Raw genomic sequence first — 12,765 nt, 5'->3', positions numbered from 1 at the left:
CTTAAGAGGGACTAATACAATGGTAACAAAAACCAGAGTTTACGCTTTATTTTTTTTATGATTTTGCTGGGTTTCGAAAACTGCAGTGGCTAAGATAATCAATCCTCCCACTATAGTGGTGGAATTAACTTGCTCATTTAGCAATAACAGCGCTAACACAGCACCATAAAAGGGTTGCAGGCATGAGACTAGCCCAACGGTTTTAGCGCTTAATTGACGCAGCGCCGAGGCAAATAATGCATGGGGAGCAGCGGTAAAGAATACCCCTAAAACGAGTAAGCTAGCCCAAGTTTCTGCCGTGATAGTGTGTAAGTCCACCTCTAACCAGGGGCTTAATACTAATACAGCAACTAATGTTTGATAAAACATGGCCTGCGGGCCGCTATAACCACTGAAGTAGCGTTTATGGAGTAAATTACGGCCGGTAAATAACGCAGCAGATAAAATGCCAGTAGCAATACCTAAAGTGACATCATTATCAAGATTGGCTTCAGGAATAAGTAATGTCACGCCAATGAGTACCGCTAAACCTGAAACAACATCTACTCGTTTTAGTGGTGTTTTATTTATTATTGGCTCGATTAACACTGTCATGACGGGGTAGGTGAAAAAAGCAATCATGCCAATGGCGACTGATGATCGTTGCATTGAGGAAAAATAGGTCACCCAATGCAAGCTAACAAGTATACCAAGCCCTAGGGCTGCGAAATAGTGTTTAAGTTGTTGTAAGTGTAGGTTTTTCTTGTTTAATTTGACGATACTGCCAAGTACAAAAAAGGCGATCACACAACGTAATACGGTGATGTCTAATGCATTGAGAGGAATAATTTTAGAAAATAAAGCAGTACCGCCAAATAGCAGTACTGCGATATGCAGTTGAAGTAACCCTGAGTTCGGATTCGATCCTTTGAAAGCGCCTGTTGGCATCATACTCATTCAACTAACAAGGTGATGGTTAAAAGACTACTTTAAATGTGCGAAGGCTTGGCCCATGCGAGTAGTTTGGGTCGGCTCAACACCTTCAGCAAAACTTTCAATAGCATCTTGAGCAAATAACATTACCACGGTAGAGCCTAACTTAAAGCGACCCATTTCAGCGCCTTTGTCTAATGTCAGTGCTTCAGGTCCTTCTGTTGGGTAATCCCAAGTAAATACTTGTTTGCCACAAGGCGGGGTGACTGTGCCTGCCCACACTGTTTCGATGCTTGCCACAATCGTCGCGCCAACTAATACCATTGCTAGCGGGCCTACTTCAGTTTCAAAAATAGCGACGACACGTTCGTTACGAGCAAATAGCCCTGGCACGTTCTGCGCAGTTAATGGATTAACTGAAAATAAATCACCAGGAATATAGGTCATCTTTGATAAGGTGCCGGTAATTGGCATGTGGATGCGGTGATAATCTTTTGGTGCAAGATAGATTGTGGCAAAGTCGCCATCGTTAAAGCGCTCTGCATCTTTAATCTGCCCACCTAAAAGCGCTAGCGTGGTGTAATCATGCCCCTTGGCTTGAACAATTTTTCCCGCTTGAACAGGACCACACTGGCTAACCGCGCCATCAACAGGATGAGCTATTGTTTTTGTATCTTCAACAATCGGGCGTAGACCCGGCTTTAAAGCGCGAGTAAAAAATGCATTAAATGTTTTGTAGGCTTCGGGCTCACTTTGAGCCGCTTCTGACATATCAATTTTATACTGCTTGATGAACCATCGAATACCTGCAGTGGTGATTGCGCCAGCTTCAGCGGCAGCAAGTTTACCCACAAGACGTGAAAGTAAGTGTTTAGGTAAGATGTATTGCAAAGCAATTTTAACAGAGTCCAATTGAATACCCTTTTGAGTTGTTGAGGTTCTTATAATATAACAGTTAATATTTGTACGTCAGCGAGATTACTCGTCAGCGGCGCGGAAGTGGCGAGCATGTCGCTGTTCATCTAGGCTGGCAATAATGCGCTGGTAATTGCTAAATCTATCTTGGGTTATTTTCCCATCAGCGAGTGCCGCTTGCAAGGCACAACCTGGATCATCACCATGTTTGCAGTCTCTAAACTTACAGGTACCGATGTAATCTCTAAATTCAATAAAGCACCAGCCAACGCGCGGCGCAGGTAAGTGCCAGAGCGCAAACTCTCGAACACCGGGAGAGTCAATTAAGTCGCCGCCACTTTGAAAGTGAAGTAACTTTGCCGTCGTGGTAGTGTGCTGACCTAGGCCTGAGTTATTGGATACATCGCCAATTGCTAGCTCAGCATCAGGCATCAGTGCATTAATCAGTGATGATTTACCTACCCCAGATTGCCCTGCAAATACGCTAATTTTATCAGCAAGTAAGGCTTTTATTTGATCAACACCTTCACCAGTATGGCTACTGACCATATAGACGGGGTAACCAATCTGGCGATAACGCTCTAATGCCACTTCGACTTCTTCGCGATTGTCATCGGTTAATAAATCCATTTTATTCAGGATGATGACTGGTGGAATATCGGTGTCTTCAGCGGCAACCAAGTAGCGGTCAATAATTTGGGTGGTAAAGCTGGGTAAAATCGACGATACAATCAAAATTTGATCAATATTGGCAGCAATGATTTTTACGCCATCATATAAATCTGGACGAGTTAGCGACGAAATTCGTGGATGAACTGCTTCAACAATACCCCCAATACCACGATCGGTTTCATTGGCAAGGCGCAGCAGCACTTTATCACCGGTTACAAGGCTGGTGATGTTACGGCGAATATTACAACGGGCGACAGTGCCATCTTCGGTTTCAATATCAGCATGCTGACCGAAACGTGAAATAACAATACCCTGCTGTTCAGGCCCTAGTAGACTATCCTGTAACTCGTTAGCAGAATCTTGGGTGTCTTTGCGTTTTAGGCGCTTACTCTGATTGTCGCGCATTCTGCGCTTTTGACCTTGGCTAAGTGGTTTCTTTTTACTCACAGGCTAATCTTCATTAATTTGGTGTTTTTGTGTCGCTTAAAAAAACAGTATGATACACCCTCTTTAATAAAAAAGCCTGAATTATGGGCTTTTGACAGAATAAGGCAGATATTATGGCTGTAAACTCAAGCAATCTAATTTGGGTTGATTTAGAAATGACGGGTCTAGAACCTAGCGTCGATCGTGTAATTGAAATTGCCACTATTGTGACAGATCAAGAGTTAAACGTATTAGCCCAAGGCCCTGTGATTGCGATTCATCAATCAGATGAAGTGTTAGCCGGTATGGATGAATGGAATCAAACTCACCATGGACAATCAGGTTTAATTGATCGCGTAAAGGCGAGTTCATACACTGAAGAAGATGCCATTAGACAGACGATTGCCTTTTTAGAGCAGTATGTGCCAAAAGGTGCGTCACCTATGTGTGGCAATACCATTGGCCAAGATCGCCGCTTTTTGAACAAGTACATGTTGGAGCTTGAAGAGTTCTTCCATTATCGCAATATTGATGTCAGTACGATTAAAGAGCTTACCAAGCGCTGGAAACCGGAAGTGATGGAAGGGCTGACTAAGAAGAATACCCACCAAGCTTTAGAAGATATCAAAGAATCTATCGAAGAATTGCAGTTTTATCGCCGTGAAGTATTTAAAATTTAACCGATCGGACTTTTTTTTTGAAATAAGGGTTGCAGTGTAGTGAATATTACATATAATGCGGCCTCAACTTTTTACAGTAAGAGTCATTACTGCAAGTGGTTGAAGTTTGAAAATTGAAACACCAAAATGCGACATTAGCTCAGTTGGTAGAGCGATACCTTGCCAAGGTATAGGTCATCAGTTCGAACCTGATATGTCGCTCCAATTTTCAAATTAAAATTTATGTGCGACATTAGCTCAGTTGGTAGAGCGATACCTTGCCAAGGTATAGGTCATCAGTTCGAACCTGATATGTCGCTCCAAATTTTAAAATTGATATTGATATGCGACATTAGCTCAGTTGGCAGGTTGAAAGACGATACATTGCTAAATGATTTAAAGAAGCAAATAGATGCGACATTAGCTCAGTTGGTAGAGCGATACCTTGCCAAGGTATAGGTCATCAGTTCGAACCTGATATGTCGCTCCAATTTCAACAGCTTCAAAATAAAATTGATATGCGACATTAGCTCAGTTGGTAGAGCGATACCTTGCCAAGGTATAGGTCATCAGTTCGAACCTGATATGTCGCTCCAATTTCTCATCTAAAAAAATCATTCCTTTTAAAATAAACCAACACTTAGCTCAGTTTTGCTTTTAGAAATAGTGATACCTTTTTTATGCCAAGGTATCGGTCATCAGACTGGTCGCTGCAATTTCTTCCCGCGCTTTAAACGTCTCTGTTTAACCGATGGCTGAACAATATTTATGCATTATTTAGGTGGTCTGTAGCAGGGTGTTGTTTCATTGTTGCTAAATTACTTGTTTTTTATATGCAAAATATGAACTCGCTCAAATATTCTCAACTTTTTTTCAACCATAATAAATACAAGCTTTTACAATCTTATTTTTACTGACCGCCAAAGGGCGGTGACAGATGGAGTGTTTATTATGCGTATCCAACAATTAAGTGAAGTGCTTGAGTTCATTGCTAAGTCACGCTTAGACATGGGTCAGCTTTATGGCCGACTACACCGCAATGCAGACTCTACAAGAGTAAAAATGATGTTGGAATATCTGCAACAACACCAACAGCATGTGCATGACAGTATTGAAAATTATATTGATGAAGCACCAAAGCGTATGCTTGAAACTTGGTATAAAGACATCACCTTTGAAGACTTTGAAAAACGCTGCCAAGACTCGACTCTAGCAGCCAATATGAGTGAAGATGATGTACTCGAGCTGCATCTTGATTTAGAAAACCGTTTGATTGGCTTTTTAGAAAAAACCGCTAACAGCACTGAGGTCACTGAAATCAAAGATGCTTTATTAGATTTAGTTCGAGTGGAGAAAACCCAGCAGAAACGTATGGTACATAGTGCATTACGGATGGAAGATATCTAAAATCCGGTTTTCCAGCGTCAATTTTATGTTAATATTTATATATAGAGCCAGCTATCAAGCTGGCTTTATTTTTTTAGGCCATTAAATAGCGCAATAGACTAAGAGTTTAGTATTCTCAGTTATATTGCAGTTTTATATGATTAATCTCCCCAGTGCTGGTAAGTTAACATGACTTCGATTAAAAAATATCTTCAAGATGAACAAGCAACGATTGATCTTGGTGTTGAATTATCTTTGTGGGTTTCAGCCCCATTAGTGATTTATTTAACTGGTGATCTTGGTGCTGGTAAAACCACCTTAAGCCGTGGTTTGATCCAAAGTTTAGGTCATGATGGCAATGTAAAGAGTCCAACTTATACCCTAGTTGAGCCCTATGAACTCAAGGGGATGCAAATTTATCATTTTGACTTATATCGCTTGCTGGATCCTGAAGAGCTTGAATTTATGGGGATCCGCGATTACTTTACTGATAACACTGTTAGTATTATTGAGTGGCCAGATAGAGGCCATGGGTTATTACCTGAAGCCGATGTTGCCATTCATTTAAGCTATGACGGCGAGCAACGACAGGTGGAGATCACTGGCATGACAGGATCTGGTAATCAGCTTGTCGCTAAGCTGAATAACTAATTAGTTCATAATAAGCTTTAAAAACAAACGTTAGTAAGCATAAGTCAATTAACTAAAATAATAATGACCCTAGAAAAAATGACACGATTTATAATCTTTATCTGTTTATTATTCTGCTCCTTACAGGTTGCAGCTAATAAACTTGAAAGTGTGCGAATTTGGGATGCCCCGCAATCAACCCGAGTGGTATTGGATTTGTCTTCGGCACCTGATTATAGCTATTTTGTGCTAACAAACCCCCAGCGTTTGGTTATCGACTTAAAACAAGCTTCAACCAATGTAAAGTTTGCTGATATTGCTAAAGACAGCAAGTTGATCAAAAAAGTGCGTATTAGCTCTCCTCCGAAAAAAGGCACTTTACGGGTGGTGCTTGATTTAAACTCGCCAGCAAAGCCGAATTTGTTTGCCCTGACACCGACAGCCCCTTACGGTAACCGTTTAGTAGTCGATTTAGATAACTCAGCCAGTAAAAGTTCAGCGGTACAGTCGGTGGTACACACTAGCAAGCGCTCTACCGATGTGATTGTCGCTATCGATGCAGGCCATGGCGGCGAAGATCCCGGTTCAATCGGCCCTAAAGGCACCTATGAGAAAAAGATTGTACTTGAGATCTCCAAGCGCCTCGCACGAGAAATTAATAAAACTCCTGGAATGAAAGCGGTGATGACCCGCACCGGCGATTATTTTGTCAATTTAAATCAACGCTCTGAACTGGCTAGAAATAGCCGAGCTGATTTACTGATTTCTATTCATGCTGATGCATTTACGTCACCACAACCTAATGGGGCATCGGTATGGGTATTATCAAAGCGCCGTGCCAATACCGAAATTGGTCGCGTATTTGAGGATAAAGAAAAGCATTCTGAACTATTAGGCGGCGTTGGAGACATTATCCAAAACTCCGATAGTGAACAATATCTTGTAATGACCCTAATCGATATGTCGATGGATCATTCTCTGGCTGAAAGTCATCATATTGCCAGTGATGTATTATCAGGTTTAGGTAAAGTGACTAAACTGCATAAGAGTAAACCAGAGCATGCGAGCTTTGCCGTTTTAAAGTCGACTGATATTCCCTCTATTTTGGTGGAAACTGGTTTTATCTCTAACCCGAGAGAAGAAGGGCTATTGTTAAATGGTAACCATCAGCAAAAGTTAGCTAATGCGATTCATAAAGGTGTGCTGAAATATTTTGCCGCTAACCCACCTTCAGGCACCTTATTGGCGAAACAGAGTAACAATAAGCACACAGTAAGAAGTGGCGAGTCTTTATCGGTTATTGCCCAGCGATATAAAGTCAGCATAGCCAGTATTCGAAAAACCAATAACCTTAAATCAGATGTCCTACGGATAGGCCAAAAGCTGGTTATTCCAAGAGCGTAAATTATGGCTATTCAAATTTTACCACCACAGCTTGCTAACCAAATTGCTGCCGGCGAAGTGGTTGAGCGTCCTGCATCTGTAGTTAAAGAGTTGGTTGAAAACAGCCTTGATGCTGGCGCAACCCGGGTTGATATCGAAATCGACAAAGGCGGCAGTAAGCTGATTAAAATTAGGGACAATGGTAAAGGGATCTCAAAAGACGAGTTAGCGTTAGCCTTATCTCGTCACGCCACTTCAAAAGTACACTCCCTTGATGACTTAGAAGCCATTTTAAGTTTTGGCTTTAGAGGCGAGGCCTTAGCCAGTATTAGTTCAGTGTCCCGTTTAAGCCTAACATCAAAGCCTGCTGAGCAAACCGAAGCCTGGCAAGCCTACGTAGCTGGCTCGCAAATGGACGTTAAAGTGACGCCCGCTGCGCACCCTAAGGGCACTACCATAGAGGTGGTGGATTTATTCTTTAATACCCCAGCCAGACGACGCTTTTTAAAAAGTGATAAAACCGAATTCACCCATATTGATGAATGGTTAAAACGCATTGCCATCGCCAGAACCGATGTGCATTTTACCTTAACCCATAATGGTAAGTTGGCGCGTCAATATCGAGCGGCCAATACCGAAATTCAATATAAACAGCGCCTTGGACAAATTTGTGGTCGGGCTTTTGCTGAGCAAGCTCTGCACCTAGAATGCCAGCATGATGGCTTGATATTATCGGGTTACTTGCAGTCACCAAATGACTTACAACCGACCGATAGCTGCTATTTTTATGTCAACGGCCGTTTAGTGCGAGACCGATTAGTGAACCATGCGGTAAAGCAGGCATTTGGTCAGTTCCAAGTTCAGCATCAACCGGGTTATGTGTTGATGCTTGAGCTGGATCCCCACCAGGTTGATGTCAATGTGCATCCTGCAAAGCATGAAGTGCGTTTTCATCAAAGCCGATTAGTGCATGACTTTATTTTGCAGGCATTGCAGTCTGTTTTAGCGCAAATACCTGAGTTAGATCTCGGTACGGCTAAGAAACCGACAGACGATCAAAATGATATTGGCGAGCAAATCGGTCATTCATCAGAAGCTGAAATAAGCGATTGGCAGCAAGCTAGTCAAGATATGCCTCAACGTCACGGCTCAGCAACTCAATTACATCAGCCAAGAGAGTTATCGAGCAGCCGCTTTGGTAGTATGTCGGTGCCAGCGCAGGGCTATCAACACCAAAGCTATCAGCAACCAAGCCATCAGTCCCAGCATAATGCCGCGACAGGAAGCACAGGAGCTACAAGCAGTGGCAATAATCCCTATAGCGGTGGTAGAACAGCCGACACGGTAGAAATAACCCCAACGGCTATCGCTAATTATGGCCAATTACTGCAAACCCAAGCTGAAAATTCTTCATTAACGCAAATTAATGAGACAAATCTGTCTGCGCATATCACTATGCCGTCTATTGTTGATGGTCGCTTCTGGGTGATGGTTACAGGCCAACAGATTTTATTAGTTGATATCGCACAAGTTTCTATTTTTGTTACAAAATTAGAAATACAGACTAAAATAACCACAGGACTGGTGGGTCAGCCATTATTAATGCCGGTTTCAATTGAAGCCGATGTTGACTGGAAAATTATCCTTGAAGAGCGAGAGCAGTTACTACGTAGGTTAGGATTAACCCTTTCAATCCGCTATCAACAGTTGATAATTAAGAATGTGCCCCCATATCTCAGAGATACCCAATTAGCTGTATTGATCCCAGAATTATTAGCTTGGATTAAATTAGAGCAGCCATCGGATGAAGCGTTGGCATTGTGGATGGCAAAACAGCAAGCAAATCATTTTTCAGCCGCAGCTGAAGTGTGGCTTCAATATAGCCAATTAACCGCTGAGCAGCAGCAAACGCTGTTATCAAAGGCGAAATCATTGCCATGGCAATCCTGGTTAGAAGAGAATTAATGTGAACCAACTCAAACAGCCCAAAGTATTGTTTTTAATGGGGCCAACTGCTTCAGGAAAAACGGCTTTAGCAATTGAAATGGCCCAGCAGCATAATTGTGAAATTATCTCTGTTGATTCGGCATTAATCTATCGTCAAATGGATATTGGCTCAGCCAAACCTGATGCCGATGAGCTAGCCTTAGCGCCTCATCGTTTAATTGATATTCTCGATCCCAGTGAAAGTTACTCTGCGGCAGATTTTCGTCGCGATGCATTAATTGAAATAGAAGATATAATTAGTCGTGGTAAGACCCCTTTATTGGTAGGGGGGACTATGATGTACTTTAAGGCATTGCTTGAAGGTTTGTCACCGTTACCTGCTGCAGATGAGCAGATCAGAGCGCAAATCATGCAAGAGGCAGAAGAGCAAGGTTGGGATGCATTACATCAACAACTTTGCCAAGTAGATGCCACAGCAGGGGCAAGAATTCATCCTAATGATCCCCAGCGGCTATCTCGCGCTCTAGAAGTATACAGAATTACGGGTAAATCGATGACTGAGCTAACGGCAACAAAGTCAGCGCCGTTACCCTACGATGTGGTGCAATTTGCGATAGCGCCACATGAGAGAAAAGTATTACATGAATTGATCGCAAAAAGATTTAAACTAATGATGCAAAATGGTTTTATCGAAGAAGTTCAACGATTAAAAGATCGCAAAGACTTACATTTAGATATGCCATCTATGCGTTGTGTCGGCTACCGACAATGTTGGCAGTATCTAGATGGTGAATTTGACTATGAGACTTTAATAGAAAAAGGCACCGCTGCCACTAGGCAATTAGCCAAACGTCAATTAACATGGTTAAGAAGTTGGCCCGAGTTACATTGGCTTGAAAGTGGCGCTAAAGGAAATTTAGTTACACTTATGCAACATTCTGGCTAGCTAATTAGCTGTTGCTGTATAATACTAAAACTAAACAATAAAACATTCTTCAAAAATTCAAAAAATTTATTTTGAAAATAAAAAAAGGAAATTGAAATGGCTAAGGGGCAATCTTTACAAGACCCATTTTTAAACGCTTTGCGTCGTGAACGTGTACCAGTCTCTATCTATTTAGTGAATGGTATTAAACTACAAGGTCAAGTTGAGTCGTTCGACCAATTCGTTATCTTGTTAAAAAATACAGTAAGCCAAATGGTTTACAAGCACGCTATTTCAACTGTAGTACCAGCACGCCCATTTAATGTGGCTGCACAAGGTACTCAAGGTTATACCCCAAATGATGAAGCACCTACATCAGAATAATATTTAAGGAGTTTACTACTTGTTTGATCGCTATGAAGCGGGTGAAACCGCAGTACTTGTTCATATTGACTTTTCTGACGACGACCGTAGAGAAGACATTACAGAGTTACAACTATTAGTCGAATCAGCAGGAGTACGCTCTGTTGGTGTTATTACTGGAAGTCGGCGTTCACCGGATCGAAAGTTTTTTGTCGGGTCAGGGAAAGTAGAAGAGCTTGCAGCTATGGTTGCAGCGACTGAAGCCAAGGTAGTGATTTTTAATCACTCACTGAGTCCCGCTCAAGAAAGAAATTTAGAACAGATTTGTGAGTGTCGAGTTTTAGATAGAACTACGCTAATTTTAGATATCTTTGCTCAAAGAGCGAGAACTCACGAAGGTAAGTTACAAGTGGAGCTAGCGCAATTGCGCCACATGTCGACGCGCCTTATTCGTGGTTGGACTCACTTAGAGAGACAAAAAGGTGGTATTGGTATGCGTGGCCCGGGTGAAACCCAGCTCGAAACCGATAGACGTTTACTTCGAGGACGGATTAAAAGTATTAATCGCCGACTTGATAAAGTAGACAAACAACGTGAACAAAGTCGACGTTCAAGAAAGCGCAGTGACTTATCCACTGTGTCATTGGTGGGTTACACCAATGCGGGAAAATCGACCTTGTTTAATGCGTTAACTGCCTCAGAAGTTTATGCCGCAGATCAATTGTTCGCCACACTTGATCCTACTCTGCGTAAATTGAATTTACCTGACGGAGCAGTTATTTTAGCTGATACAGTTGGGTTTATCCGTCATTTACCTCACGACTTAGTCGCAGCATTTAAAGCAACCTTGCAAGAAACACGTCAAGCTGATCTGTTATTGCATATTGTTGATTGTGCTGATGAGAATATGACGGAGAATTTTGATCAAGTTCAAAATGTGCTTGAAGAAATTGAAGCAGATACTATTCCACAATTGGTCGTTTGTAATAAAATCGACTTATTGGAAGATTTTGTGCCTCGCATCGATTACGACGATGAAGGTAAGCCAGAGCGAGTCTGGGTATCTGCACAAAAACAAATTGGATTTGAATTGCTCTTGCAGGCTATCAACGAGTTAATCGGTGAAGTCATTATAGAGCAGACATTGAAAATTCCAGCTACGGCTGGACATTATCTTGGCCAGTTTTATCGACTGGACGCGATACAGCAGAAAGAGTACGACGATCTGGGGAACTGTATTTTGTCTGTTCGTTTATCGGATGCCAATTGGCGCCGATTAACAAAACAGAGTCAAGGCGAATTAGAGACGTTTATATTTGAGGATTCTTCTGAAGAATCAGACGTAGACGTTATTTGCTAATATCATTTATTTCATCCACTTATGGAGTGCTAAATGGCTTGGAATGAGCCCGGTAACAAGGGAAAAGACCCTTGGGGAAACAAAAACAGTAACGACAAAGGCCCACCAGATCTAGACGAAGTATTTCGTAACCTTTCAAAGCGCTTCGGCGGTGGTAAAGGTGGTTCAGGTGGATCTTCTAGCCCTTCTTTTAACCCAATGAGCCTGATTGTAGTTTTGGTGATTGGTTTAATTATTTGGGGTGGTTCAGGCTTTTATACCGTTAAAGAAGCAGAGCGAGGCGTAACCTTACGTTTTGGTCAGCATTCTGGTGAAGTTGGTCCTGGTTTACATTGGAAAGCCACTTTTATTGATGAAGTGTTTCCGGTAAACATTAAAGCAGTGCGCTCTATTCCTGCATCAGGCAGCATGTTAACGGCTGATGAAAACTTAGTGAAAGTGGAACTTGATGTTCAATATCGAGTGGATGATGCTTATTCTTACTTGTTTAGTGCGGTAGATGCTAATGCGAGTTTGAGTGAAGCAACAGACAGTGCGCTTCGTTATGTGATTGGCCATAACACTATGGATGACATCTTGACTACTGGTCGTGATGCTATTCGTCGTGATACTTGGGCTGAACTTGAGCGTATTCTTGAGCCGTATAAGCTTGGTTTATCAATTCAAGATGTCAACTTCTTGCCAGCGCGTCCGCCTGAAGAAGTGAAAGATGCATTTGATGATGCTATTTCTGCACAAGAAGATGAACAGCGTTTCATTCGTGAAGCAGAAGCTTATGCGCGTGAAATTGAGCCTAAAGCACGTGGTCAGGTTGAGCGTATGGCGCAACAGGCTAGCGCGTATAAACAACGCGAAGTCTTAGAAGCTCAAGGTAAAGTTGCTCGTTTCGAAAAACTTTTGCCTGAGTATCAAATGGCACCAGAAGTGACCCGTAAACGTTTATACCTTAATGCGATGCAAGACGTCATGGCTGATACTAACAAGGTACTAATTGATACTAAAAATAATGGTAATTTAATGTATTTACCATTAGACAAAATGATGGGTAATCAAGCTAAAACTATGTCTGCAGAGCCAGTTGTTGAAACGCATGTGAACACGCCTTCAAATAATTCGCTTACGTCTTCTATGCCAGTTGATGGACGTCAGACTCGTGAGTCTCGTTCACGCCAAGGGAGGGACTAACT

The 12,765-nt window shown here is 42.0% G+C and carries 12 protein-coding genes and 4 tRNA genes; 13 read left to right on the top strand and 3 right to left on the bottom strand.

Going from position 1 to position 12,765, the window contains the following annotated elements:
- Nucleotides 1-39: 39 nt before the first annotated feature.
- The 3 genes from BM739_RS07155 to rsgA all read right to left on the bottom strand — a co-directional run bounded on the left by BM739_RS07155 (nucleotide 40) and on the right by rsgA (nucleotide 2,946).
- The gene (locus tag BM739_RS07155; RefSeq protein WP_076539054.1) at nucleotides 40-930 is read right to left on the bottom strand and encodes a DMT family transporter; all 891 of its coding nucleotides are present in this window, start codon (nucleotides 928-930) and stop codon (nucleotides 40-42) included.
- Nucleotides 931-963: 33 nt separating this feature from the next.
- Nucleotides 964-1,824: an archaetidylserine decarboxylase gene (asd, locus tag BM739_RS07150; RefSeq protein ID WP_076539051.1), complete on the bottom strand. Its 861-nt coding sequence runs from the start codon at nucleotides 1,822-1,824 to the stop codon at nucleotides 964-966.
- A gap of 66 nt (nucleotides 1,825-1,890) precedes the next feature.
- The gene (rsgA, locus tag BM739_RS07145; RefSeq protein ID WP_076539048.1) at nucleotides 1,891-2,946 is read right to left on the bottom strand and encodes a small ribosomal subunit biogenesis GTPase RsgA; all 1,056 of its coding nucleotides are present in this window, start codon (nucleotides 2,944-2,946) and stop codon (nucleotides 1,891-1,893) included.
- 113 nt (nucleotides 2,947-3,059) lie between these two features.
- On the opposite strand from rsgA, the gene orn reads away from it, so the two are divergent.
- From orn to hflK, 13 genes are all read left to right on the top strand, one after another.
- On the top strand, nucleotides 3,060-3,605 hold the full coding sequence (gene orn, locus BM739_RS07140; protein WP_076539046.1) for an oligoribonuclease: 546 nt from the start codon (nucleotides 3,060-3,062) through the stop codon (nucleotides 3,603-3,605).
- Between the two features lie 128 nt (nucleotides 3,606-3,733).
- Nucleotides 3,734-3,809, top strand: a tRNA-Gly gene (locus BM739_RS07135).
- Nucleotides 3,810-3,831: 22 nt separating this feature from the next.
- Nucleotides 3,832-3,907 (top strand) — tRNA-Gly (locus BM739_RS07130).
- 91 nt (nucleotides 3,908-3,998) lie between these two features.
- Nucleotides 3,999-4,074: transfer RNA gene (locus BM739_RS07125), tRNA-Gly, on the top strand.
- 30 nt (nucleotides 4,075-4,104) lie between these two features.
- Nucleotides 4,105-4,180: transfer RNA gene (locus BM739_RS07120), tRNA-Gly, on the top strand.
- 355 nt (nucleotides 4,181-4,535) lie between these two features.
- Nucleotides 4,536-4,991 (top strand): hypothetical protein, encoded by a 456-nt coding sequence (locus BM739_RS07115; protein ID WP_076539044.1) that lies wholly within the window; start codon nucleotides 4,536-4,538, stop codon nucleotides 4,989-4,991.
- Nucleotides 4,992-5,159: 168 nt separating this feature from the next.
- On the top strand, nucleotides 5,160-5,621 hold the full coding sequence (gene tsaE, locus BM739_RS07110; RefSeq protein ID WP_076539041.1) for a tRNA (adenosine(37)-N6)-threonylcarbamoyltransferase complex ATPase subunit type 1 TsaE: 462 nt from the start codon (nucleotides 5,160-5,162) through the stop codon (nucleotides 5,619-5,621).
- 78 nt (nucleotides 5,622-5,699) lie between these two features.
- Entirely contained in the window at nucleotides 5,700-7,004 is a 1,305-nt protein-coding gene (locus tag BM739_RS07105; RefSeq protein WP_076539425.1) for an N-acetylmuramoyl-L-alanine amidase, read from the top strand.
- Nucleotides 7,005-7,007: 3 nt separating this feature from the next.
- Nucleotides 7,008-8,948, top strand: coding sequence for a DNA mismatch repair endonuclease MutL (mutL, locus tag BM739_RS07100; RefSeq protein ID WP_076539038.1), 1,941 nt, complete (start codon nucleotides 7,008-7,010; stop codon nucleotides 8,946-8,948).
- A gap of 1 nt (nucleotide 8,949) precedes the next feature.
- Nucleotides 8,950-9,876: a tRNA (adenosine(37)-N6)-dimethylallyltransferase MiaA gene (gene miaA / locus BM739_RS07095; protein ID WP_076539036.1), complete on the top strand. Its 927-nt coding sequence runs from the start codon at nucleotides 8,950-8,952 to the stop codon at nucleotides 9,874-9,876.
- Between the two features lie 96 nt (nucleotides 9,877-9,972).
- Nucleotides 9,973-10,239 (top strand): RNA chaperone Hfq, encoded by a 267-nt coding sequence (hfq, locus tag BM739_RS07090; RefSeq protein WP_076539033.1) that lies wholly within the window; start codon nucleotides 9,973-9,975, stop codon nucleotides 10,237-10,239.
- Nucleotides 10,240-10,258: 19 nt separating this feature from the next.
- Nucleotides 10,259-11,578 (top strand): ribosome rescue GTPase HflX, encoded by a 1,320-nt coding sequence (hflX, locus tag BM739_RS07085; RefSeq protein ID WP_076539030.1) that lies wholly within the window; start codon nucleotides 10,259-10,261, stop codon nucleotides 11,576-11,578.
- A 33-nt stretch (nucleotides 11,579-11,611) separates the two neighbouring features.
- Nucleotides 11,612-12,763 (top strand): FtsH protease activity modulator HflK, encoded by a 1,152-nt coding sequence (hflK, locus tag BM739_RS07080; RefSeq protein ID WP_076539027.1) that lies wholly within the window; start codon nucleotides 11,612-11,614, stop codon nucleotides 12,761-12,763.
- Nucleotides 12,764-12,765 lie beyond the last annotated feature (2 nt).

The organism is Shewanella sp. UCD-KL21 (assembly GCF_001957135.1).
In the GTDB taxonomy this organism is placed as follows: domain Bacteria; phylum Pseudomonadota; class Gammaproteobacteria; order Enterobacterales; family Shewanellaceae; genus Shewanella.
This window is presented reverse-complemented; position numbering and strand designations above follow the sequence as displayed.